Origin of the sequence: Parabacteroides sp. Y3-G-102 (assembly GCF_023656845.1) — a bacterium.
Classification (GTDB): Bacteria; Bacteroidota; Bacteroidia; order Bacteroidales; family Tannerellaceae; genus Parabacteroides; species Parabacteroides distasonis.
In genome coordinates, this window is sequence record NZ_JAMOKU010000002.1 from 86,192 (window position 1) to 111,412 (window position 25,221).

General features: G+C 47.0%; 24 protein-coding genes and 3 pseudogenes. 20 read left to right on the forward strand and 7 right to left on the reverse strand.

Features of this window, described 5'->3' with window-relative positions; translation table 11 throughout:
* The first annotated feature begins 31 nt into the window (after positions 1–31).
* Entirely contained in the window at positions 32–5,014 is a 4,983-nt protein-coding gene (locus tag NBH16_RS01545) for a DEAD/DEAH box helicase (protein ID WP_250787995.1), read from the forward strand.
* Positions 5,015–5,059: 45 nt separating this feature from the next.
* A complete protein-coding gene (locus NBH16_RS01550) occupies positions 5,060–5,806 on the forward strand; it encodes a hypothetical protein (protein ID WP_118313763.1) in 747 nt (248 codons plus the stop codon).
* An 85-nt stretch (positions 5,807–5,891) separates the two neighbouring features.
* Here NBH16_RS01550 and NBH16_RS01555 read toward each other — a convergent pair whose 3' ends face one another.
* The gene (locus NBH16_RS01555; protein WP_118313762.1) at positions 5,892–7,046 is read right to left on the reverse strand and encodes a site-specific integrase; all 1,155 of its coding nucleotides are present in this window, start codon (positions 7,044–7,046) and stop codon (positions 5,892–5,894) included.
* Positions 7,047–7,066: 20 nt separating this feature from the next.
* The gene (locus NBH16_RS01560; protein ID WP_118313761.1) at positions 7,067–8,236 is read right to left on the reverse strand and encodes a site-specific integrase; all 1,170 of its coding nucleotides are present in this window, start codon (positions 8,234–8,236) and stop codon (positions 7,067–7,069) included.
* Between the two features lie 234 nt (positions 8,237–8,470).
* Between NBH16_RS01560 and NBH16_RS01565 the strand changes: the two are divergent.
* From NBH16_RS01565 to NBH16_RS01620, 12 genes and pseudogenes are all read left to right on the forward strand, one after another.
* Positions 8,471–8,779: pseudogene (locus NBH16_RS01565) on the forward strand (hypothetical protein); the annotation flags it as partial.
* Positions 8,780–8,806: 27 nt separating this feature from the next.
* Positions 8,807–9,052 (forward strand): annotated as a pseudogene (locus NBH16_RS01570) (conjugative transposon protein TraK); the annotation flags it as partial.
* A gap of 214 nt (positions 9,053–9,266) precedes the next feature.
* On the forward strand, positions 9,267–10,385 hold the full coding sequence (locus NBH16_RS01575) for a site-specific integrase (protein WP_250787996.1): 1,119 nt from the start codon (positions 9,267–9,269) through the stop codon (positions 10,383–10,385).
* A gap of 22 nt (positions 10,386–10,407) precedes the next feature.
* Positions 10,408–11,559: a site-specific integrase gene (locus NBH16_RS01580; RefSeq protein WP_227713523.1), complete on the forward strand. Its 1,152-nt coding sequence runs from the start codon at positions 10,408–10,410 to the stop codon at positions 11,557–11,559.
* A 14-nt stretch (positions 11,560–11,573) separates the two neighbouring features.
* Positions 11,574–12,506 carry a hypothetical protein gene (locus tag NBH16_RS01585; RefSeq protein WP_227713522.1) on the forward strand — a complete coding sequence of 311 codons (933 nt, stop codon included), beginning with the start codon at positions 11,574–11,576 and terminating at the stop codon, positions 12,504–12,506.
* Between the two features lie 322 nt (positions 12,507–12,828).
* On the forward strand, positions 12,829–13,062 hold the full coding sequence (locus tag NBH16_RS01590; protein ID WP_227713521.1) for an excisionase family DNA-binding protein: 234 nt from the start codon (positions 12,829–12,831) through the stop codon (positions 13,060–13,062).
* On the forward strand, positions 12,995–13,591 hold the full coding sequence (locus NBH16_RS01595; protein WP_227713520.1) for a hypothetical protein: 597 nt from the start codon (positions 12,995–12,997) through the stop codon (positions 13,589–13,591). Before NBH16_RS01590 ends, NBH16_RS01595 begins: the two co-directional genes overlap by 68 nt.
* Before the next feature lie 252 nt (positions 13,592–13,843).
* Positions 13,844–14,278: a hypothetical protein gene (locus NBH16_RS01600; RefSeq protein WP_227713519.1), complete on the forward strand. Its 435-nt coding sequence runs from the start codon at positions 13,844–13,846 to the stop codon at positions 14,276–14,278.
* Positions 14,259–14,645, forward strand: a complete 387-nt coding sequence (locus tag NBH16_RS01605; RefSeq protein WP_250787997.1) for a hypothetical protein — start codon at positions 14,259–14,261, stop codon at positions 14,643–14,645. Before NBH16_RS01600 ends, NBH16_RS01605 begins: the two co-directional genes overlap by 20 nt.
* On the forward strand, positions 14,584–15,030 hold the full coding sequence (locus NBH16_RS01610; protein WP_227713517.1) for a plasmid mobilization protein: 447 nt from the start codon (positions 14,584–14,586) through the stop codon (positions 15,028–15,030). The genes NBH16_RS01605 and NBH16_RS01610 overlap by 62 nt, the downstream gene beginning before the upstream one ends.
* The gene (locus tag NBH16_RS01615) at positions 15,027–16,286 is read left to right on the forward strand and encodes a relaxase (protein WP_227713516.1); all 1,260 of its coding nucleotides are present in this window, start codon (positions 15,027–15,029) and stop codon (positions 16,284–16,286) included. Before NBH16_RS01610 ends, NBH16_RS01615 begins: the two co-directional genes overlap by 4 nt.
* 24 nt (positions 16,287–16,310) lie before the next feature.
* A complete protein-coding gene (locus NBH16_RS01620) occupies positions 16,311–16,847 on the forward strand; it encodes a hypothetical protein (RefSeq protein ID WP_250787998.1) in 537 nt (178 codons plus the stop codon).
* Positions 16,848–17,001: 154 nt separating this feature from the next.
* Here the strand turns inward: NBH16_RS01620 and NBH16_RS01625 are convergent, their stop codons facing one another.
* The 5 genes from NBH16_RS01625 to NBH16_RS01645 all read right to left on the reverse strand — a co-directional run bounded on the left by NBH16_RS01625 (position 17,002) and on the right by NBH16_RS01645 (position 20,880).
* Complete coding sequence (locus NBH16_RS01625) at positions 17,002–17,499, reverse strand: hypothetical protein (protein ID WP_227713514.1); 498 nt, start codon at positions 17,497–17,499, stop codon at positions 17,002–17,004.
* 19 nt (positions 17,500–17,518) lie between these two features.
* On the reverse strand, positions 17,519–18,799 hold the full coding sequence (locus NBH16_RS01630; RefSeq protein ID WP_227713513.1) for an outer membrane beta-barrel protein: 1,281 nt from the start codon (positions 18,797–18,799) through the stop codon (positions 17,519–17,521).
* Positions 18,796–19,365, reverse strand: a complete 570-nt coding sequence (locus NBH16_RS01635) for an RNA polymerase sigma factor (protein WP_250787999.1) — start codon at positions 19,363–19,365, stop codon at positions 18,796–18,798. Before NBH16_RS01635 ends, NBH16_RS01630 begins: the two co-directional genes overlap by 4 nt.
* Positions 19,366–19,460: 95 nt before the next feature.
* Positions 19,461–20,036 (reverse strand): hypothetical protein, encoded by a 576-nt coding sequence (locus NBH16_RS01640; RefSeq protein WP_227713511.1) that lies wholly within the window; start codon positions 20,034–20,036, stop codon positions 19,461–19,463.
* Between the two features lie 112 nt (positions 20,037–20,148).
* Complete coding sequence (locus tag NBH16_RS01645; RefSeq protein WP_227713510.1) at positions 20,149–20,880, reverse strand: NigD1/NigD2 family lipoprotein; 732 nt, start codon at positions 20,878–20,880, stop codon at positions 20,149–20,151.
* Between the two features lie 337 nt (positions 20,881–21,217).
* Between NBH16_RS01645 and traK the strand changes: the two are divergent.
* The 6 genes and pseudogenes from traK to NBH16_RS01675 all read left to right on the forward strand — a co-directional run.
* Positions 21,218–21,601 (forward strand): annotated as a pseudogene (gene traK, locus NBH16_RS01650) (conjugative transposon protein TraK); the annotation flags it as partial.
* An 11-nt stretch (positions 21,602–21,612) separates the two neighbouring features.
* Positions 21,613–21,978, forward strand: coding sequence for a hypothetical protein (locus tag NBH16_RS01655; RefSeq protein WP_008775159.1), 366 nt, complete (start codon positions 21,613–21,615; stop codon positions 21,976–21,978).
* A complete protein-coding gene (traM, locus tag NBH16_RS01660; RefSeq protein WP_250788000.1) occupies positions 21,975–23,135 on the forward strand; it encodes a conjugative transposon protein TraM in 1,161 nt (386 codons plus the stop codon). Before NBH16_RS01655 ends, traM begins: the two co-directional genes overlap by 4 nt.
* Positions 23,136–23,159: 24 nt before the next feature.
* Positions 23,160–24,005 (forward strand): conjugative transposon protein TraN, encoded by an 846-nt coding sequence (gene traN / locus NBH16_RS01665; RefSeq protein WP_149941844.1) that lies wholly within the window; start codon positions 23,160–23,162, stop codon positions 24,003–24,005.
* A complete protein-coding gene (locus tag NBH16_RS01670; RefSeq protein WP_196009354.1) occupies positions 24,002–24,511 on the forward strand; it encodes a hypothetical protein in 510 nt (169 codons plus the stop codon). The genes traN and NBH16_RS01670 overlap by 4 nt, the downstream gene beginning before the upstream one ends.
* Before the next feature lie 6 nt (positions 24,512–24,517).
* Entirely contained in the window at positions 24,518–25,189 is a 672-nt protein-coding gene (locus NBH16_RS01675) for an Lcl C-terminal domain-containing protein (RefSeq protein WP_196009355.1), read from the forward strand.
* Positions 25,190–25,221 lie beyond the last annotated feature (32 nt).

Genomic DNA, 25,221 nt, shown 5'->3' on the forward strand with positions numbered 1-25,221 from the left:
TGTGTTCCTCGAATATATCTCTTATCAAGAGATGGATTTCAAGGAGATACTGCATATATTCCGTACCGAATCATTCACCGAAAGGGAAAAGGGTACAAAGTTCGAGCGTCTGATGCGCTCATGGCTGTTGACAGACCCACGCTACAACGAGCTTGAAAAGGTGTGGCTGTGGGAGGACTTTCCGGGGCGCAAAGACTTCGGAGGTACGGACACGGGCATCGACCTCGTGGCCAAAACCGAAATGGGCGACTATTGGGCTATCCAGTGCAAATGCTATGCGGAAGATGCCGTGATAGACAAACCTGCCGTAGATTCGTTCCTCGCCACCTCCAGCCGCACGTTCACCAACGAAGTCACTTACCAGACCACCCGGTTTGCCAAACGGATATGGATTTCCACCACCAACCATTGGGGAAGCAACGCCGAGGAAGCCATCCGCCACCAAGACCCGCCTTTTTCACGGGTCGGGCTGATTGACTTGAACTCATCCTGCGTGGACTGGCAAAAGCTGATGGACGGACTTACGGGAACTTCCGCACTCGTGGAGGGCAAGAAACCACGCAAGCACCAGTTGGATGCCATATCCAAGGCATACACGCACTACATCACAGACGGCAACGACCGTGGCAAGCTCATCATGGCCTGCGGAACAGGCAAGACCTACACCTCGCTGCTCATCACCGAACAGTTGTTAGGCAACAAAGGACTGGTTTTGTTCATGGTTCCGTCCATCGCCTTGCTGGGGCAGTCGCTCAACGCATGGTCGGCAGATGCTAAGAAACCCATCAAGGCCGTCTGCATCTGTTCGGATTCCAAGGCTTCGCGGAAGATACAGAACAAATACGACGATATGGATGACAGTGTGGTTGACCTTGCCGTGCCAGCGTCCACCAGTCCGCAGTCCATCGCTTCGCAGCTGAAGAAATACCGCAGCCATGACGGGTTGGTAGTCGTGTTTTCCACTTACCAGTCCATTGATGCCGTTTCAGCGGCACAACAGGAGATACTTTCCGAAACAGACGGCGGGTATGGCGTGTTCGACTTCATCATCTGTGACGAAGCCCACCGCACCACGGGCGTGAAACTCTCGGACAGGGATGAGAGCAACTTCACCAAGATACACTCCAACGACAACGTGCAAGGCCGGAAACGCCTCTACATGACCGCCACGCCACGGCTGTACGGTGAATCCGCCAAAATCAAGGCATCGGAAAAGGACTGCATCCTCTGTTCGATGGACGATGAAACCCTTTATGGGAAAGAGTTCTACCGCGTGAACTTCTCATACGCCGTGCAGAACGGTTTGCTGACCGATTACAAGGTGCTTGTCCTTACCGTAGGCGAAGATGATGTTCCGGCGAATATCAAACGTGACATCACCGACACGACCACCGAGCTGAATTTTGACGACACGTCCAAGCTCATCGGGGTAATCAACGGACTGTCGAAGATGATACGGGGCGACGACCACCGCACCTGGAATACCGACCCCCACATGATGCGCCGTGCCGTGGCGTTCTGTTCGTCCATTGACAGGAGCGCAAGCAGGACGGGCATCGCATCCAAATACGTGGCTTCCGTGCTGCCGCAAATATCGGAAAAGTACGACGAGAATCTGGATGCGGAAAGCCTTTCTCATACCGTTTCGATAACCACAAGGCACATTGACGGCTCAATGAACTCGCAGGAGCGCAACGGAATCATGCAGTGGCTGGCGGACGAGCCTGACAATGACAGGGAGTGCCGCGTGGTGACCAACGTGCGCTGCCTGTCCGAGGGCGTGGACGTGCCGTCGCTCGATGCCGTACTGTTCCTTTCCGCCCGTAACTCGCAGGTGGACGTGGTACAGTCGGTGGGGCGCGTGATGCGCACTTTCCATAAGGGGCAACCCGACGAGAAGAAGTACGGGTACATCATCATACCGATTGTCGTGCCGTCCGACGTTTCGGCGGAGGAAGCGCTCAACAACAGCAAGACCTTCGATGTGGTCTGGCAAATCCTAAACGCGCTGCGTTCCCACGATGACCGCTTTCAGGCGACCGTCGAAAAGATTGCGCTAAACAGGCAGAAACCCAACAAGCAGACCTATACGCCGTCCGTAACCATCGGCAGGCCGGGACTAGGCTTTCAGGAGGGAGAGGAAGAAGCGCGGCAGATGGAGAACGCGGAAATCGCCCGGCAGCTGGAGCTTCGCTTCGGCGAGTTGCAGGACGGCATGTATGCCAAGCTCGTGGAGAAGTGCGGCGACCGCCTCTATTGGGAGAACTGGGCAAAGGAAATCGGGCTTATCGCGCACAAGTTCATCGAGCGCATATCCAAACTTATCCAGTCAGGCGTGCATAAAAAGGCGTTCAATGATTACCTGAAGAGCCTGCAACGTGACCTGAACCCGTCCGTGGATGCTACCCAAGCCATTGAGATGCTGGCGCAGCACATGATTACCCGTCCTGTGTTTGATGCGCTATTCGCCGATTACAAGTTCGTAAACAACAATTCCGTGAGCCGTTCCATGCAGCGGATGATTGACCTGTTGAAAGAACAGGCTTTCGACAAGGACACCGAGGTGCTGGACAAGTTCTACCAGTCGGTGCGCATGAACATAGGCGGCATAGACAACTTGGAGGGCAAGCAGACCATCATCAAGAACTTGTACGAAAAGTTTTTCAAGAGCGCGTTTCCGCTCACCGTGGAGAAGCTGGGTATCGTCTATACGCCCGTGGAGTGCGTGGACTTCATCATCCATTCCGTAAACGACATCCTTAAGGCGGAGTTCAACACCTCGCTGACCGAACAGAATGTGCATATCCTTGACCCGTTTGTGGGAACAGGCACGTTCATCACACGATTGTTGCAGTCCGGCCTTATCCGACCGGAGGACATGGAGCGCAAGTACCTGAATGAAATCCATTGCAATGAAATTGTGCTGCTGGCCTATTATATCGCCGACGTGAATATTGAATCGGTATTCCATGACATTACCCGTCGGAAAACCTACTTGCCGTATAGCGGCATCTGCCTGACGGACACTTTCCAACTGGCGGAGAAGAAGCACAACGAGCTGTTCACGGAGTTTTTCCAGGACAATTCCAAGCGGGTGAAAAAGCAGATAGCCACGCACGTGAGGGTGATTGTGGGGAATCCGCCGTATTCTGTAGGACAGAAAAGCGAAAACGATAATGCAAAAAATTTAACTTATCCAATTTTAGAAAAACGTATATCGGAAACATATACTTCTCAAAGTTCTGCCAACTTAACCAAATCTCTATACGATAGCTACATTAAGGCTTTCCGCTGGGCTTCTGACCGTATTCCCAAAGATGAAGGTGGAATTGTCGCATTTATAAGTAATGGTGCATGGATTGATGGTAATGCTCAAGATGGTATGCGCAGATGCTTGGAGGAAGAATTTACATCCATTTATGTGCTGAATCTCCGTGGAAATCAACGAACATCAGGAGAATTGTCACGCAAAGAAGGAGGAAAAATCTTTGGTAGTGGTTCGCGCACGCCAATAGCCATCACTTTCCTTGTCAAGAATCCGGCAAAGAAAGGACAGAAAGCGGTTATTCATTACCACGACATAGGCGATTACCTTACCCGTGAGCAAAAGCTCAAAATGGTAAAGGATTTCCGTTCTATTTCTTCACGGAAGTTAGATTGGCAGACTATCAAACCAAACGAAAAAGCGGATTGGATAAATCAACGAGACGGCGTTTTCGATAGCTTGATACCACTGGCTCCTGAAAAGAAGTTTTCATTGAATACACAAAGTGTTTTTAACACTTATTCTGTTGGAATTTCAACGGGTAGAGACGTATGGGTTTCAGGCTTCTCCTTAACTGCAATTTCCAACAATATGAAATCCATGATAACATACTACAATCAACAAATCGGTATAGATGATATTTCTACAGATGAAAAGGAAATAAGTTGGACGGTAAACTTAAAAAAAGACCAAGCAAAAGGAGCTAAGCACAACTTCGAAAAGTCAGCTTTTGTCGTATCAAGTTATAGACCGTTTAATAGAATATGGCTATATTATCATCGACCATTCATTGAACGACCAGGCATTTTCAATTCATTTTACTTGATGACGGACGAAAATCCAACAATATGTTTTAGCGCAGCTAAAACACCGACTGTTCTTATAACAAACGAACACCCCAATTACCACTATATTGGAGATACACAATGCTTCCCATTGTATTGGTATGAAGAAAACAAAAATCCACAGGCTTCACTTTTTGATGATGCGGAAACAAACCGTTATATCCGCCGTGACGGAATCACCGACTGGATATTGAAAGAAGTCCGCAACCGTTTCGGAGGCTCACGAGCCATCACCAAAGAACACATCTTCTACTATGTGTATGGACTGCTCCATTCCAAGCAATACCGTGAGCGTTTCGCCGACGACCTGAAAAAGTCATTGCCACGCATCCCCATTGTAGATAATGTTCAGGATTTCATGGCCTTTTATAAAGCCGGAAAAGAACTTGCCGACCTGCACCTAAACTACGAGCAAGGCATCAATGAGCAGATAACAGGCCAAGACGTTGATTATCAATTTTTCGCAGAACAGCCAATGTTGGCACACCGGTTCTTTGGCGTAAAAGTTATTGGCGACATCGACATCTGGCAAAACGAATGGACGGATGAAACCTATCAATACTTCTCCGTGGATAAGATGAAGTTCGCCAAAGTACGCGATGAGAACGGAAAACTCGTTGCAGACAAGACACACATCATTTACAACGGTCATATCACCATCGAGGACATTCCACTCAAAGCCTACGAGTACATCGTCAATGGCAAGTCCGCTATTGACTGGATAATGGAACGCTATGCCGTCACCATCGACAAAGCATCCCAAATCAAGAACGATCCCAACGATTGGTCAAGAGAACACGAGCAACCTCGTTACATCCTCGATCTACTTTTGTCTGTCATCATCCTCTCTTGCCAGACGGTGGATATACTAAACTCACTGTCTAAGATTAAAATCGAAAAATAACATATTCACTCTAATTTTGTATTAAAACTATTCGTATTTGAATTTATGAATATAGCTTACCCAAATAATGTTGTCACCAAATTATATAATGACAGTCTTGAACTTATAGTTCCAATTGGAGAAAAATTAGATGCTCTAATTGTTAACAATCCTCATGAGGATTATATCGTTATTAGCTATGATTTATTAAAACGAATAAAAGGAAATCTTGAAATTTTGCGAGCAATTCCTGTCGATGAAAATTCTGTTGTTGCTGTTCGTCTTATAACTCGTTCTATTTTTGCCGACTTAATTGAGGGAATCTTTTTATTGACAAGAGAGTCAAATGATGAACAAACTAAAGCACTTAATATTCTTGATTATCAGTATGTGAAATCTATGAGGGATTTTTTGAAAAGTAGAAATGAATTATATAATTTTGACAGAATCAGCAAAGGAGAGAAAGAAATACACGAAAACGAATATCTTGCAGAATTTGATGAGAAATACAAAGAGTTTCGTAAAACGGGAAATATTACAATAAGTTGCATGGCGCAAGAAATTGGAAAACTTAATCATATTGAATTAAGCGTACTTAAATATTTATATACAGAATATCGCATATTATCGCAAAGCGAACATTATTGTAGGGAAAATAGAAAGTTTTCTTATTGCTTTGAAAATGATATGTTTATTTCACAACATGCAAAGGTTATAAATCATACTATAAAAATATTCATACAAATTATTCTCGTATGGATTGAACACAAAGAATTCGGAATGTCTTATTTTGAAAAGAACTGGAATAATTGACAGAAGAATCCGTAAATATATCTAATAAAGCCGCAGGATACAGTTTTCGGTTTTAGACAATACAAATCCATTAACACCTATCGCACTATTTGGAAAAATAGTTTGAAATCCGGCTGATGGCTTCAACCTTTGTTTCCATTACTACATCGGCATAAACCTGCGTTGAGTTAATGCTTGTGTGTCCGAGCAATTTGCCCACCGTATAAATATCGCCGCCCGCAGCCAATGCCAATACTGCAAATGTATGGCGGCTTGTGTGATAGCTGATTTTCTTCTCTATCCCAGCAGCAGCGGCAATCTTTTTCAGGCATTTGTTGCAGGAACTCAAACAGGTCATGTCAAATACCGTTTGGCTCGGCTTGCATCCGTTTCTGTCCGGCAGCAAGCTCATCGCTGATTGGTTCAGAGGTATTATCACCTGTTTGCCTGTCTTTTGCATGGCCTTTACCGACACTATCCAGCCGTTATCTCCCCGTCTGATGTCACGCCATGTCAATGCGCTTACATCGCTGTACCGCAACCCCGTGAAGCAGCAAAACAGGAAAGCCCGTTTGGTCGTTTCATTGACGGTGGGAGCTTCAGCAAACGCCATCAGTTCCTCTTTGGTCAGATATTCTTTTTCGGCTTGTTTCTTTCCGATTCGGTCTTTCCGTTCCAACGAATAGAACGGGTTTCTATCCAATACCCCTTCTTTTACTGCCGCATTGAGCATACGCACCAACGTGGACTGATAGAGATGCAGCGTATGGGGCGACATTTCCTTTGGATTGCCGGGCGATTTGGTATTGCGGTAGGTATGCTCTATGAAATCAATAAAGCCGAGAACAAAGCCCTTGTCTATTTTCGACATCAGCAACCGTGGCCTGTGCAGGTGCTGCAAATACGCCTTTATCACATTTACGGTTGAACGGTAATTACGGTAGGTGGATGCGGCATAAGCCGGATTGCGTCTAATCCCCTCTATGTGGACGGTAAGCCAATCGGCAAACACACGCTTGGGGAGTTCCGATTGTTTGTCGTCGTTTGTTTCCGTTTCCTCCTCTATGCCGAGCATACGTTTGGACTTTATGGCGTTGGCCTTTGCCATAGCAGCCTCATTTAACCTTTTCGCGTCCGGCTCATCATCCGGTATGAGGAACAGATTAAGATATTCATTCCATCGCTTCCCCTTGTCGTAGAAGTCAAGGTATATCGAGCGGCTTCCCGTCCGAAGCGTCCGTGTGCGTATCGTTATTTTCATCTTTTTCCCTCTGTTTGCTGTTATCTTGAAAAGAAGTTATCTACAAGTCCGACCGTTTCTATCTTCTTCTGGTCAACTATCTTGGCGTAAATGGATGTTGTGTTCACATTGGCATGGCCGAGCAGCTTGGATGTCGTGTAGATGTCCGCACCGAGCGTAAGCATCATCGTAGCGAATGAATGGCGGCTGCAATGGTAGGTTATGTGCTTGGTTATCTTTGCGTTCTGCATCCACTTCATCAAGTTCCGTTCGATATTGGAAGCTCCTGCCGGGAGCGTGAAAATAGGCTCGTCGGCATCATCCTTTAGGTAAAGGCAATCCAAAGCCTCCTTTGACAGAGGCACGTTCAACAACTTCTGCGTCTTTTGCATCCTTACCCTTATATATAAGGTATGCCCGTCCGGTGCCTTGATAATCTTACCCCATGTCAAGGAGCGCACATCGCTCAACCGAAGCCCGGTGAAACAGGAAAACAGAAATGCCCTTTTCACATCCTCACGGGGGCATGGAGCGGCCATCGCCGCTTTCAATTCTTCCAATGTCAGGTATTCCCTGATGCTTTCCGAAGGCTGGTATTTCTCTTTCGAGGCCAAAGATTTCAAAGGATTGGAAGCCAATATGCCCTCACGGACAGCCTTGTTCAAAGCCCCGTTCAACACAGCCTGATGGTGATGTGCCGCCCCGTTGCTGATGGTACTGCCATCCTTGCGCACGCTGTTTTTCGCATAGCGCAGAAACGCTATGAAGCCACGGCAAAAGTCCGCATCCACATTGGCCAGTACAATATCGGGCTGGCACGTTTCGTTTAGATAGGTTTCGACTTTGAGCCGCAAATCCCGTCTGCCTTTCAAAGTGGATGCAGAGAAACCGAATTTCTCCTGTTCGTACTCTTTCAGGAAATCAATGAGGGTAATGCACGACCGTTTGACCTTGTACCACTGGCGCACACCGTGGTTCTGCAAGGCTAAAATCCGCTCAGCCTTGATTTTCCCTGCCACTTGCATGGCATGGGCGTTCTGTTGCTTGTCAATCGGTGTCTGTTCCGGTACAAGGTACAATCCGAGGGATTCAACCTTGCGTACTCCTTTCACATAAACATCGAGATACAGGCTCATGTTTCCATTGGCCAACTTGCGCTTTCGGATGCGCACAGGCTCTTTTACCTTTTGCACTTTCTTCGGTCGTGCCATGTTCTTTTCCCTTTCTTTTATTTGGTTTCAACAAGAGGATTTTCTCTTGTCTTACGAGGGCAAAATTAACAATTAAATCTGTCACGTGCAACAAATATGCAACAAAATATCGTTAAAACTATGGCATTTTATGCTATTCCGGCCAAAATAGGAAAACAACATAAATACTTAATATAAAGTATTTTACATTGTTTTTCTTTCCTATTTTAATCCTTTATTTTCACTATTAGAACCCTATACTTCGTCGGATTTTATGTCCTGCTTCTGTTCGATATTGTTCTTTGCATACAGGTGGAAAACCTGACGGCAATCACGGTAAGTGAGCAGACAATGGCTGCTTACCTGCAAAACTCCTTTTTCTCGGCAGGCTACCTTATGGCAGCAAGTATCGTGGCATTGAAATGCCTGAACCTTGTTCCGGACTTGGCCGCTTGGATGATACCAGAGGGCGATACCGCATTCTCAACCCGAAACTTCGGCGAAGGTGTGGCTCAACAGGCTAAGATGACAGCGACCGGTGCAATCGGCACCATGATGCGATAATCGTAAACTCATAATCAAGAATATACAATGGTAATCAGAAATTTAGAAAACAAAATCAAGTTAGTGGGAATCATCTGCTCGTTCTTCCTTGTCGGCTGTATCATCATCAGCGTGAGCAGCATTTGGACGGCACGGACAATGGTGACAGATGCGCAGAAGAAAGTCTATGTGCTGGACGGCAACGTGCCGATATTGGTCAACCGTACCACGATGGACGAAACCCTTGATGTGGAAGCCAAGAGCCATGTGGAAATGTTCCACCACTATCTTTATATATATTTTTCATAAGAATTAATAGCAAGCAAAAAGAATATATAAACACTATATATCAGTGATTTATATAAGTTACGCAAAAGGATAATGGATTCCTATTTTCGCTAAATAGGGTTAATTTTGTTACTTTATTTGCTGCTATTTTGTTACTTTGAAATTATATTTGTAATTTTGCAGTTGAAAAATGACCATATAGTAACAAATAGAACTTCACATGAGTACTGCAAAATCTCATATAACGCTTAAATACAAGGAGATGAAAAACGGAAAGAAGTCCATCTACCTTGACTATTACAAGGATGGAAAGCGCATACGCGAAACCATCCGTCTCTATTTGTTACCCGAAACTTCCAAGAAAAACATTAGTGCGAACAAGAAGACAATGAAAGAGGCCGAAGCCATCCGTGCCGCAAAAGAAAATGAATTGTCAACCGCTTGTTTCGGCATAGGAACCAAAGAACCGTCAGGTATGAGCATAGGCGAAGCCATTGACGAATACGAAAAAATTGTTTTCTCGAAAGGTGACGCTTCTACCGCCACAAACATAAGAGGCATAAAGAGGGTCGTGGCTGCTTATCGTGGGTTAGACACGAAGGTGGTTGACATTAACGAAGACTATTGCGACGGACTGGTTGACTTCCTGCACAAGGACTATGCCGGACAGTTCGGGAAAATCAGCATGACAACGGCAAGGGCGTACATTTATCTTTTCAGCAGCACACTCAACAACGCAGTCACCAATGGGATTATCGGTGTAAATCCTCTCCGTTTCGTGAACATTCACGGACGCATCACAAGGGAACGTCCGCTGAAAAAGTTCCTGACCGTGGATGAAATAAAGGTTTTGATGAATACCCCATGCCCTGTTATGTCAAGGCCGCAAGTCAAACAGGCTTTCATGTTGAGCGTCTTCACATACCTGTCCTTTGCCGATGTCCTCTCACTCAAATGGAAAGACATAAAGACGAGCGAAGGCAAAACAACCATTGAAGTATATTCAAGAAAATCATCCATACCGTTGACCGACATATCAATGCGATGGCTACCCGAAACGACAAGCCGTCGTGGGCTGGTATTCAGGGGATTGCCGAAGAGTACGGAAATATTGAACATCCTACATCTTTGGGGCGAGAAAGCCGGGCTGAAACAACCGCTGAATTTCAGACTTGCGCAAAACACCTTTATATATCTATTGCTCACCACCGGCACCGATATTGGAACCGTCTGTTGTATGCTTGGGTTGACGCCCAAGACAATGAGGGGGTATATGAAGATGATTACAGCCAACCAGCAAAAGGAAAACGAAACTGCACCAGTTATACCTGTCGAATAATAAACAAAATAAATAAAACACCATGCCCAGACCAAAGAAAGTAATCAAGGCGAAAGAGCCTGTCCGCATCCGCTTCAAGGAATTACAGAACGGTAACAAGTCAATCTATCTTGATATTTACCGTAATGGGAAGCGGACGTATGAGTTCCTGAAACTCTACCTTGTCCCGGAACTTGATCCTGCCAGCCGTGCCATGAACCAGCACAACATGACATTGGCGAACAAGATTAAGGCAGACCGCATCATAGAACTGACCAATAATGAAAAAGGCGTTTCCAACATCATGTTGCGTGGACGTATCAAGTTGTCTGAACTGCTTGACCTTTATGCAAGGTGGCTGGAGGACAATGGCAAGCATACCACAATACGCAGTGTAAACTGCATCCGAAAAGCGACATCCCAATTCCGTGGTGACGTTCCCCTCAGGATGATAGACAAGGACTATTGCATGGCGTTCATGAATTTCCTTCGGAACGATTACAAGGCGAGGACGAACCGACCCATTACCATGACTACCGCTGCCGGATATGTCACCGTGCTCAGTGCCATGCTGAACTGGGCTGTACGGAATGACTATCTGTCCGAGAATCCTTTCACGCACATAGCCGCAGCCGACCGTATCCACCGCCCTGAAAGCAAGCGTGAGTTCCTGCAGATAGATGAATTGAAGAAACTGATTGCGACGGAGTGTCCCACCCGTCCAGCCGTCAAGCAGGCTTTCCTATTCTCCTGCTACTGCGCCCTGCGTATCAGCGATGTTGTCAGCCTGACATGGGGCGACATCCATAAGGACGGCGACCAATGGAGGGTGTTCACAGTAATGGAAAAGACAAAAGGCCCTATATATCTGCCGTTATCCCAACAGGCGATGAAGTGGCTGCCGGAGCGTGGCGATGCAAAGGATGAAGACAAGGTTTTCGACCTTCCCTCAGAGAGCCGTATCTGCATAATCCTCGACAAATGGGCGAAAGCGGCAGGCATAACCAAGCATGTGACCTATCACGTGAGCCGCCACAGTTTCGCAACGATGATGCTGACCCTTGACGTTGACATTTATACCACGAGCAAGCTGCTCGGACACAAGAACATTGCCACCACGCAGATATACGCGAAGATTATCGACCAGAAGAAAGACGAGGCGGTCAACCGTGTCAATGACATTTTCAAAGACTAACACTTATATATGCGATGAAACGAATCTCCGATAATTACCTTACGATGCTATTGCCGCTTACGGTAGTAGCCGCAACCGCATTCGGTCTGGTTGCCGCCATCGCTTTCCGCATGGGAGCGACCACGGCAGGATTTGTGTTTGCCACCCTGTCCATTGCCGGGTGGATCGGACTGGTAGCGGAATTTTTCCTCTTGTACGACATCATCATAGACAAGTGGCTTTCCAAAGACCGTTCCGTGCTGACCGCCTCGTGGTTTGTGCTTTCGCTGTTGCTTGCTTTCATCTTTACACCGGACAAGCGCATGGACTGGGGCACGTGCATTGTCATGGTCTCGCTCTTCGCCGTGGTTTTCCTTTTGCCCTGTACCATCGGTATGGCATACGGCAAACAGATAAAATCATGGCTGCTACAACGGTGGAACAGACTTGTTCCAAAGAAGCGGCAGTACACGGACGAAGCAGGAGAAAAGCAAATCGAAGCCTTGCTTTCAGCATCCACGCCACCTTCCATAATGAAACAGGAGGATGAAATCAGGCACTATGACAGCCTTGTCTCAAAGGTGCAGCCGGAACAGATAAGGAGACTGCCCGAATCATTGCAGACCAACGACGCACTGTTCCTGTTGGTGCTGTTCCGTGAGGACGGCTATCTTGATACGGACTTCCGGCCGCTGATGAAAAAGGAGGATGACGAAATCAATCAGACACTCTACGCCTATATCGCCAGTGCCCTTTGCGCCGCCCTCAAAATCAGGAAAGGCAAATGGGTCATCTTCGAGAAATTCTGGCCGCTCAACAACGGCGCACAGCTGGCAAGCAACTTCAAGACCGCCTACAGGGACAACCCGTCCGAACACCAGAGGCATATCGCCAAACTGCTGCGCAAGGCGACCCGCCTTCGTCCGAAGCTCGACACCTACGACCTCGAAGAGTTCAAGAAGGTCTGACCTCCACCTTCTATATATAACCATTATACAATTCTCTTCCTTGTTCCCGTCACCGTAACCCGATGGCGGGATTTTTTATGTCCGTCCGCGAACAGGCCTGTTTCCTTCCGCACTTATAAGTTACCATGTACGGATTATCAGGGATTATGGAGGGTTTATAGTTCCCTTATGCTTCGTTTTTACTCCGTTTATAGTTGCATTTATAATCCACAAAGTTCTCTGTTTGTGTTATTTATAGTAATTGTTTCGGGATAATTCCGCCATACCTTTGCATTGTCGCCACGACAAAGGCGAAGCAGATTATTCACTAAAATATACGCACATGACAGAGCAAAGAAAACTTTTAAGCACCAGGGAGGCGGCCGAGTATTGCGGCTTCAAGCTCTCCTATTTCCGCAAGCTGATGATGCACCGGGCTATCCCGATGTACAAGCCGACGGGCAAGCTGTGCTTCTTCAAGAAAGAAGACTTGGACGCTTTCCTCACGGGTGTCCGTATCTCCTCACAGGAAGAAATCGCGGAGGAAGCCGGCCGCTATCTGGCAGGACGGAAGTAAACAACCTTTTTATTCACATCAAAAAAACAAACGTAGTATGGAACAGAACAGGAACATGGAACAGGGCGGCACAGCCACAACCGTTCCGGCAGAGAAGAAGAACGAGAACCGTAAACGTGAAATAAGCGGTAAGGACGCACAAATCATCCGCGCATTCTTGGAGAATGTAGGCATCTACGAGGCGGACGCATTGCGCGTGAGCATCGCCATCGCGGACGGCAAGGTGTCGGCAGACAACATTTCAGCGGATGACCGCCTTGCGCTCAACCGCTATCTCAACAGCGGCACGGACAACGACCGCCTGACGGCAGACAACGTACAGGGACATCGGCTGAACCGTGCATTCGGTTTACTGGAACGTGTGTCGGAGTTTTGCGACAAGCAGCAACTGGTGACGGTAAACAGGGCATTGCTTTCCATCGCGGTAAACGCGGAGGACATCAACCGTGCCGTGTCAAGCCTTGACAAGCGTCCGGCATCCGTACAACCGACACAGGCAAACACAGGAAACAACGGAGATGGCAAGTAACCGTATGCAAAAGGTGGAAAGGCATTTGACCAGCGTTCATACCACTTCTTTTTTCTTCCCTACTTCCAAGATAGAAACAATTTTGGAATTTGGTATCAATGGCGATTGCCTTTTTTATCTGGCATACGATTACGGAAAGATGAAGCCGTGCAGGAAACAACGAGAAAGCAGACAGGTATTCCCATACCGATTCCTGCACGGTTTTATTCTTCTTCAAGCAAAAGTAACTTACATCTATAAAGACAAGATTCTATGGACAAGGAAACATACAGATTCATGTACCCGGCAGGTATCGCATCGCTGTCATCAGTTTTTTCTCAGAAGGCATTGCAATGGCTGTGCGGGACAACGACAGATGACAATGGCAGGGACACAGGTAACTTCATGCTGTTTGGCGACCTGTTGGCGAGAATGGCATTTACAGCCGGAGAGGGCAAGGGATTCAGAAGACCGCTCACGCTTTCCGCAGGTCAGGCGCAGTACTCCGAAGAACAGATTTCCACTCAATGGAACATGGGCAGGAAGCGCATACGCAACCTGCTGGACGCACTCACGGACATGGGGCTTATCGACACTTGCCGTTCAAGGGTGGCATCCGTGATGACCTTCCCGTGCGTCCGTGGATGGACAACAACGGATGGCAACCACACAGACAATACATTTTTCCATGAACAGAGGGAAGAATAAGAGCCGAAATACAGCCGGGGAAACAGCCGAGCCGACAATGACAGGGCAAAAACCGCCCTTTCTGTTGTTCCTCAGTCCTGCACAAAACGGCACCCGTTCCGTGCAGGAAGTGGCAGACGGACGGGTGGAGTGGCATGGAGCGATAGCGTTGAGTTGCGAGATATGCCGAGGTATTACCGCCTTCGGACGGTATTACCACGACGCTCTCGCAACGCCCCGAAAGGTCGTTGTCCCAGCCGCTCGCAGGCTCGCACCTTCCCCTTTTTTAGATACCGTTTCACTACAATTTCAAGGACACCAGTTATATGAAACACGAAGATACTTCCAATCAGGAATCCGGGCAGGAAAAGCCCGTTATAAGGCGTGACAAGGTGGTGGTCACCAAAGTCACTGAACAGGAGCTTTCTCAGATTAAAAGCACCGCCGGGCAGTGCGGCATGACACGCAGCGACTTCATACGGGCAAGGGCACTCAATTACAGACCGAGACAGCGGCTTTCAGTTACGGAGGTGGACGGTCTGCGGCAGCTTGCGGCCTGTAGGACGGACATGGTGAACTTCGCCAACGCCCTGCACGGACTGAACGATGACGAGAAGGTACGCCTTTTCCACCATCAGCCCACCATGCTCGAATGGTACGAGAAAGTGGCGCGGGTGACAGACCATGTCACCGACTTCCTGCAGTCCGCGCAGAAGGCGAACAGCTATCCGGCAGGGACAACGGACGAAGAGACAGAGGAGGATGCCGTATGATAGCCAAGGCAAAATCCATCAGTCACGGCATCAGGGCGATGCTGTACGTGTCGGGGGAATCGAGGAACAAGAAACATCCAGAAAAGATAACGCGCATCTGCGACAACTTCATTCCGCAGGGCATGGACGCTTCGGGCATCTGGACGGAAATGAAGTTTGTCACCATGGACCGCCCGGACATCAAGAACAACGTCATCCGCTTGGAGATAAGTCCGGCAATGGAGCATACCGAAGATTTTACGGTCAAGGATTGGCAACAACTATGGAACGACTTCGCGGCGGCTTTCGACAATCAGGAAATCCTGAATGAGGACGGCGAGGTCATTTCCGTACCGACCAACATATCGGGCAGCAAGTCCAGCGTGTGGCTGCACAGGGAATCCGACAGCGGCATACCTCACCTCCATGCCGTCGTTTGTCGGATAGACGAAAACGGGAACATCAACAACGACCACGCCATCCACATCCGCGCACATCGGGCGGCTGAACAGATTGCCCGGCAAAGGGGATGGATAACAGCTAAACACATACATGAAAGCCGTATTCCGCAAGTCAGTGAGGACTGTATGGAGGCTTTGCGTGAACTGGACGAATGGTCTTGGGAGGGCTATGCGGAGAAACTTGCCGCCAAAGGCTACGAGCTGTATCTGCGCAAGGATGAAGAGAAGGTGGTACGCGGCTATGTGCTTCACAAGGGCAGTTCAAGGTTCAAGGGGTCGGAACTTGGAAAGGGGCGCAACCTGACCGCATCCCGTATCGAGCGGACTTGGGAGAAACTGCATCCCGAACAGACCAAACAGGAAAGCCCGATACCGAAGCGACCTGTTGTAACGGCACAAGAACCGTCCGTTCACACCGAAGCCGGACAGAAGCCACAGACTAACGCCGAGCAGAACAATCCGGTCTATGAGGATTACACCGTATGGCAACCCGACCGCCTGCGCACGGAGTTTGAGCATGACGGAAAGAACTACGACCGCTATATCCCTGAAAAGGTGCTTGACTGCCTGAACGACGAGTTCGACTACCGGGAAGTGGTCAACTGGCAGGCTTTGCAAAATCTGGCGATGGCCTTTTTTACGCTTGTCGCTTCTCCTTACGGGGAGGTTTCCGGCGGCGGTGGAGGCGGCTCGCAGTCCGACCTCAAATGGGGACGCGACACGGAAGAGGATGAGATCGACTTCATGCGTCGTTGTGCGCGGGAGGCTTCGCACAGGATAGGCAGACAAATGAAATCAGGAATGAAACGTAAATGACAAACCTAAAAGACATCAGTGACAATGAGACAACCCGATACGTCCGCCCTACGGGAGCGGCTTAACAATTATACACCCGAACAGGAACTGGAAGAGGACAAGCAGGAACTTGAAGGACTGCTTCAAGAAGTGAGTGACCAAATTTTTGCTATGCGCAATTTGCTCAAGGAAATCAATGAATTCAAGGAAGAGCTGCACGGCATACACGGAAGCCTGATGCACACTGCCAAACGGGAACGGGCCGCCTTTACCGCCCTGAACGCGGCCAAGGACAGTGCGGACAACATTGTGAATGGTATCTGCAACGCCATTGTAAAGGCGGAACGGCATACCGTCATCCAAGCCACAGTCGGCACGGATGAACTGGAAAAGGTAAGCCAATGTTCCGCAGCCCACATCAAGGCTGAGGAAGAACTTTTGGAAAGGCACAGAAACAAGTTAGCCAGACACCTCCGCGACAATGAAGGTGTCTGGCTTTCCGACCGATGGCTCAAATTTCTGTTCGCAGTGCAGTTGCTTTGTTATCTTGCGGTGGCATTGTGGGTATTGTTGAAAGGATAAACAGATTGTTTACCTGTGATTTCCATTGACCGTTTTATGTGGAGGAAGCAAGACTTTCTGTATATGCGACGAGGAAGATTTGCATTTGCTACTGTGTAAATGATTATTATAGAATGAATCGTTCATAGATATTTGTTCCTAACAACCAATAAAATCAAATATTCTCGACAGCATCCAACACAACTGTCCCGTCATGTTTCCTGTCCACAATTATCAGCAATGACGGAACCATTGTATATGTCAATTTGTCACCCAATTTTATTTGATATGAAAATATAATTTTCCCGTCATCAGCCTTTTTCAATCCTACTGGTATTATTTCCGTATGGATGTTTGTTTCGGGCAATGTGACAGAAATAACGTACTGGTGCTTGAAATCTATCTTTGTGGGCATTCCGTTATCGCCCATTGTCGCAGCCATGCCAAAGTTGGCGTTGAAATCGGTTTCCGATACAATCTTTTCAGGAGGTAAGGCACTCAAGTCATTCCTGACAAAATAGTGTTCTGCAACAGTATATGGAATATCTCCCTTTACCGTTGTCACGGCATACTCGGATGCCTTTATCTTTGTGCTGTCATTCGTTGTTGTTTGTCTGACGCATCCTGCCATGCAGCATGCAGACAAGAATATAACTGTCATTTCTTTTTTCATATTCAACATCTTATTTTTTTTATTTATTTCCAAAAGTGAATCTTAATCCGAGATTCAAATTAAAATTGCAGGGCTTGTCTTTATAAATGGTTTTTATCGAAGTCCCGTCGTTGAAGTAATAACTTACGCCGGGTTCCGCATAAAGGCCTATTGAAGGTGAAATATTATACTGTAATCCGACAGAGGCATTGACCGACCACTGGAACGGCTTTTCATTCAGGTCTTGCGTCTCTTTCTTCTCAACCTTATTGTTAAGGATGTATTCTTTCTTTTGCTTGCCCGACACGCATTTTTCAGCAAGCAGACCGGACGAAGCATACAGTTCAAGACCCTTCCATGATATAATTTTATACCTCATATTAAGAGGGACGCCGACATAATGCAAAGTTTGTTCACCTGTGAAATAATGGCTGTCGCTGCCTTCCCGCATATCAGATGTGAGATTGGTATAAGTGACACCACTTTCCAGACTAAGCCGTTCATTGATATTGTAGGCAAATGAGACACCGGCTCTAACAGGCAGACGATGCTTGATGTCAGTTTTTATTTCTTTTCTCTGGTTGTAAAGAAGTATCCCAAGTAAAGGACTGTCCTCCCAATCCGCATCATCAGGTCCTGCTCCTAACGAAAAATTATCTCCGATAGATTTCCTGTTAAATGCCGAACTTGCACCCCCCGTCATAAACACAGCACAAGACAGTTTCCCGGATTTATCATTGCCAATATTGGCATGGGCGATATAATTGTTCTGATAAGTTCCACGGTTACTTTCATCGTATCGCTGCTGCTGTTTATGCTGATGTGTATCAGTTGTTCCTTCTAATGTCTGCTGCTTTGTTTCAGAGGGTTCCTTATTTGCTACAACGGTATCAGCAATCGTCTCCGTTGATGTCTGAACACTCGGAACGGCGGTTTTTGCCAATAATTTTTCTTTTGGCATCCTGAAATATGTATTTCCTGCAGAGACACCCGGTTCTTCTTCCGTTTTATCAGGGATGATTGCAACCTGCTCTTCCTTTTCTGTATTGGCTATCCTAACTTTTTCCGCTATTAAGGATGTAGATGGATTTTCTTTACCACCTTTTGTAAAGTAGCCTATTGAAACAACGAACGCCACCATTGCAGCAACCGCAGCTACCCGTCTTGTCCACAGCCATACGACCTTTTTACTGCGACTGGCTGTTTCAGACTGTTCTTCCAGTTGCCTTGCCCTACAGATGTCATCCCACAGGCCACGAGGCTCGTCCGCCTCATAGTCTGTCATCTTGTCATGTATGTCTTTTAACCAATCTTCTTTCATCTGGATATATTATAAAGCGTGTTATATTTTTTAATTTTCTCGGCCAGCATAGCCTTGGCACGGTGCAGTTGGGAGGCGGAAGAATTTATCTTGATGCCAAGCAATTCCGCGATTTCCTTATGGCTTTTTTCCTCAATGACGTACAGGTTGAAGATTGTTCGGTAACCATCCGGCAAATCCCGTATCATGGAATGGATGACTGCTGGTGGAATTCCCTCCGTGTTAGGTTCTTCATCGGGTATATCCATCTCCTCCGGCCTAAGTTCCACAAAGTCCAGACGGCAGTTGCGCTTTACGAATTTCAGCGTTTCATTCAACACGATTTTTGTCATCCAGCCTTTCAACGAACCATCCCCTCGGTATTCGAATGATTTTACTGAAGAAAAAATCTTCAAGAAAGCATCCTGCAACACGTCTTTTATATCCTCGTCATTATAGATGTATCGAGAACATACGGCTGAGAGATACCGAACGTACCGGCAATATAATTGCCGCATTGCCTGTTCGTTACCGTCCTTTATGAGGTTAATGAGCCTTTCTTCGTTATCAGTCTCGTTTTGAATCATCGATACAACCTAATTTTCTTATTGTATTGGTGACGGCGCGGACTTCAAAGGAGAAATCCGCGCCATCTTCCCAAAAGACAATCCTTCTGAGTACCTTACTTTACGGTGACCGAAATAGTTCCGTTCAACTTGTTCTTATCGGTCACAGTAATCGTGGTTGTACCGGCTTTCACACCTTTGACCGTAATTTTGCCATCCTTTACGCTTGCTGTAGCGATGGAAGCGTCTTTTGCCGTAGCCGAGTAAGGAGCTGTTCCGTTTTTTACCGTAACGGTCTCTTCTTTACCTACGGCTACATTTACAGCCTTCTTGTCAAGCTCCAATGCGGTAACTTTCTTTACCGTAACGGCCAGCATACCGACCTTTTTGTTCTTGTCAGACACGTTCAGTGTCACCTTACCCTCTTTTACGCCTGTTACAGTTATGATGTTTTTGCTGACCTTTACAGTTGCGGTTTTCACGTCGCTCGATGCGACTGTGTAAGGCTCTGTTCCACCGCTTACGGTTACATTTGCACTTGCACCTACTGCTACTTCAACTTTAGCGGGATTGAATTTGAAAGCAGACGGTGTTGGCGCATCATCATCGTCTTTGTCACACGATACAATAGTCATTGCAAACACGCAGCACAGCATTGCAGCTGCAAATTTAAGGAATTTCATTTGTTTCATTTTTCTTTTCTTTTTAAATTGTATTTATTTGATTAATTTCTTGAGAGCTCTCAACCCATTAAATCGGGTTTATTTGAAATCTTGCATGGAAAATCGAAAAAATATCATTTTTTTATTCCACCCATCGAATGTGGTTTATATTCTCAGTATAATCTCTTTGTTTCTGGGGGCGTAAATAAAGGTCGAACTCTGCGGATTTTTTTCCACTGAATGATTTCCAATTGAGTTTCAGTTTCACATTCTGTTTGTCTTTTGGGGGCAGGTCATTAAGGTTGAAAGCGATTAGCGCATCACCCATGCTGCCGCCTATATCTCCTTTTGCGTCATGGCGCAATTCCAGTTCGTAAGGATTATCGGGATTTATTCCTGTCAACAGATTTACATAATGCTTGTTGTTAACCCTTCCCCATTGTGTACGGATGCGCAAGGTCAAATATCCGTCCTCAGCTACTGTTACCCAATCTTTCACTATCTCAATAGCGTCATTCCCATATCGGGCATCATTCTCCGTTCCGAGATTCGGAACAGGCATTTTCGTTCTGATACTGTCCATCCAATTAATGTACACGTTACGGACTTTTCCACCATTACCATCATCCGTGTAATTGACCAATGCCCTCACTTCCTTATTGCCGAATGGTGAGGATTTCATATTCGACGGATACAAGGTTGTCGTGTTGTCTAACTGTAACGTAAATGCGCCACCATCAGTTGGGCGTACCGTTACTAACGCAGTTGGCCGCCGTTGTGCCATACTGTCATCATCGTCATCTACGCATGATTGCAATGCGCAAGTCAGGACTATAAGTCCCAAAACACAAGTTGTTAATCTGAATCTGTTCATTGTTTATGAATTTTAATTGTTGTTCTATTACAATAAATCTCGGATTTTTTAAAATCTTGCTTCTAACATGATTTTATTTATTAAAGATAAAAACAAAACACTGATACTCAGAATAAAATAATTTGCTTGTCAGATTGCTAATCCACGGATTTTCTCTGTTATATACCTTATATCTATTGCCAAGTATAGTTCATATAGCATTATATAATGCTACATAACAAAGTTCCTTTGAGTTCGTATAAATCACCTACGCTGTGTCTAATTTGTTACTTTTATACTTTATGACTACTTCAATATATTGTAACACTGTTGTTTACAATAATATATAAAGAAAGTCCACCACTTCTTTTTTACGCTTCCTCCCGATGACAAGTACATCAAATACACGATGGAAAAGGCGATGTACCTGGTGGACGAGACCGGACTTGCACAGTACAACACGCTCAAAGAGAAAGGCTTTTACTCCAACATCTTGGGAACGAGTGCCGTATTCTCCATTTACTGCGACAGTGTGCGGTTTGACAAAAGCAATATGGAGTTCACTTATTACGGTCGTCAGCGTATCGAGCGCAGAAGCAACATCCTGATGCGCGAACTGGTGACGGCAGGGCAACTCAAACGAGTGCCGAGAACCGAGAACAATCCGCACGGACTGCTTATCGTGAATTGGCGTACCCTCCTCAATAAAGACATCGAACAGAAAACGAAAGCAACCTATTAAAATTTACAGATATGAACACCAAAGGATTCCGCAGGATGCTGTTCGGCGAAAAGATGCCGGACAAGAACGATCCACAATACAAAGAGAGATACGAGCGTGATGTGAATGCCGGTCGCAAATTCGCCCAGGCGACACGTCTTGACAAACTGGCCGCCAAGATACAGGGCTTTGCCAACAGGAACAAGATACTGTTCCTTGTCATGGTATTCGGTTTCGTAATCGGCACATTCACCTTCAACATTTATCGGCTGACCAAGGCTTATCGGCATGGTCAGGAGATAAGAAGTGCTACAGAAATGCAGGACAGCCTGCTCAGAGAACGCCACAAGGAGCCGGTTGCTCCCATTGTTGAACCCACCCAAACCAGACAACGATGAAAAGGATATTCGAGAAAATCAATTTCAGGCAGCCCAAATATATGCTTCCTGCCATATTGTATATTCCGCTGTTGGGCGCGTCCTATTTCATCTTTGACCTCTTCAATGCAGAAAAGGCAGAGATAGCCGACAAGACACTCCAGACCACGGAGTTCCTGAATCCCGACCTGCCCGATGCCACCATCAAGGGCGGCGACGGCATAGGAAGCAAATACGAGAACATGGCAAAGTCGTGGGGCAAGATTGCCGACTACACGGCTGTGGATAACATAGAACGAGACGAACCCGATGATGACAAGGAAAAATACGAATCGCAGTACAGCCAGGACGAAATTGCCTTCTTGGGTGAACTGGAACAGCAGAAATTACAGGCAGAGGAAGCTGCCGATGCCAAAGCGAGAGAGCAGGAAGCCCTCAAAGAACTGGAGCGTGCCCTCGCGGAAGCACGACTAAAGGCGCAGGCACAGGTGGAACCTGTTGAACCGCTTGCAGAAGACAGTCTCGAACAACGCACGGAAACCGGAGTGTCCGCAAGCGGAACAATCAATGAAGACAGCCGGGCGGTAAACGCTCCTTACGAAAACGAAGAACCGGGTGAAATGGTCAAGAAAGTAAAAGTGACCTCCGACTATTTCAACACCATTGCCCAAAACGAGCATGAGCCTAATCTGATCAAGGCGATTATAGACGAGGATGTCAAGGCCGTGGACGGAAGCCGTGTCAGGCTTCGGCTTTTGGATGATGTGGAAATCAATGAGACGGTGGTTAAAAGCGGTTCTTATCTCTATGCCATCATGAGCGGTTTTTCCTCGCAGAGGGTCAAGGGAATCATTAACAGCGTACTGGTGAATGATGAAATCATCAAGGTCAGCCTTTCGCTCTATGATACCGACGGACTGGAGGGACTGTATGTGCCGTCAAGTTCATTCCGTGAAACCGCAAAAGATGTGGCAAGCGGAGCGTTCAACAGCAACATGAACATGAATACCGGCAGTAATGGCAACAGCCTTACCCAATGGGGAATGCAGGCTATTCAGGATGCCTACCAGAAGACGAGCAACGCCATCAGCAAGAACATCAAGAAGAACAAGGTCAACCTGAAATATGGTACGTTTGTCTATATCATCAACAGCAAGGAAAAAAGAAACACAAAGTAAATAACCATTCAAAGAATCATAGATATGAAGATTATCAAGACTATCTGTATCGGACTAACGGCGGCATTGTCGAGCCTGCCTACATTCGCCCAGCAGACTTACGAGGAATTGGAGCAACTGACCGTCAACGAGCAAGTGACCACGGTCATTACCGCTTCCGAACCTATACGTTTCGTGGATATTTCCACGGACAAAGTGGTCGGTGACCAACCGATAAACAACACGATCCGTCTGAAGCCAAAGGAGACAGGACACGAGGACGGTGAGATACTGGCCGTCGTCACCATTGTCACGGAACGCTACCGCACCCAGTATGCGCTGCTCTATACCACAAGGATGCAGGAAGCCGTGACGGACAAGGAAATCGAGTTCCGGGAACGTAACGCCTATAACAATCCTGCCGTGAGTATGTCACAGGCGGATATGACACAGTTTGCGAGGCGTATATGGAACTCTCCTGCCAAATACCGCAACGTGAGAAGCCGGGAACACCGCATGACGATGAGATTGAACAACATCTATGCGGTCGGAGATTACTTTTTTATTGATATCTCCATTGAGAACAAGACAAACATCCGTTTTGACATTGACGAGATCCGGGTAAAACTCGCTGACAAGAAAGTCACCAAGGCTACCAATGCGCAGATTGTCGAATTGACTCCGGCATTGGTTCTTGAACAGGCGAAATCATTCCGTCATGGCTACCGTAACGTCATCGTGTTGAAGAAAATGACCTTCCCCAACGACAAGGTACTGACCATTGAAATGACCGAGAAACAGATAAGCGGCAGGAACATACATTTGAATATAGACTACGAGGATGTGCTTTCAGCCGATTCGTTTAACCGTGTATTATTGGAGGAGGAATGATGAAAAAGATATTATTGGTATTGGTCACGGTAATAACATTTACCATGAACGGTAAAGCGCAAAGCAACAGTGACCGTCTTTCGTTGGGTGTTGGTTGCCTGTATCAAAACGGGCTGGATCTCACCCTCTTATACGAACATGAGGGCAAATACCACCACACGTGGGAGTTTTTTGCCAATGGTTATCTCAAATGGGATGAATGCGCCTCCTGCAAGCATATCTGTCCGGAATCATTCTGGAAAAATTACCGCAGCTATGGGTTCGGTGTCGCCTACAAGCCCTGTGTAGCGCGTGGTCGCAACCATTATGGCAATGTCCGTATCGGGGCATCGGCCGGGAGTGACACTAACCGGTTCTTGGGCGGCATCCACCTCGGCTATGAACACAATTACGTGCTTCGAGGTGGCTGGAGGCTGTTCTGCCAGGTGAAAACCGATTTGATGATAAAAGGAGAAGACCTGTTCCGCACAGGCATTGTCTTAGGTGTAAAATTACCTCTAAACTAAGGGAAAATGAAAAAGAAATTATACATAAACGCTTTCAGGCTATTCAGCCTGTTGGCTATCGTCACGTTATTCGTGGCCTGTGACGCACACCGGGATTTCCCAGACACGGCAATGAGACCCTGTCATATCCTGTGTACGGACGGCAAAGTGTTGTCGGTATCAGACTTCAAGCAATCCGAAAAACAGCCTATTGCCGTGGTGTTCCATGTCAATCACGACGAAGCCATTGAAGGCAACGGCTATGCGGTTTACCTGTGGGACTTGGCACCGGAGGCTTTTGCAGATAGCATAGGGGTAAACCAACGCACATCTGCTGACATCACGGCACTGGACGGCAACGAGAACACCTTTGCAATCTACGACACCAGAGAAACCACCTCGCCTATGGCAGAAGCGGTCTTCGCCCTGTGGCGGTATGGACAGTCGTCCTATATCCCATCCGTGGCGCAGATGCGGATGCTCTATAATGCCAAGAGCCAGATAAACCCCATCATCAGGATGTGCGGTGGCGACGAGCTGCCCGATGCTGCCGATGACTGCTGGTACTGGACGAGTACGGAAGTGGCCGGGCAGGAAAAGGCGAAAGCATGGCTCTATTCCATGGGAAGTGGCTCGATGCAGGAAACACCCAAGACACAGGCGCACAAGGTACGTGCAATCATTACTTTGAGAGATTAAAAATCAGAACACACAAGAATTAGCGAATAACG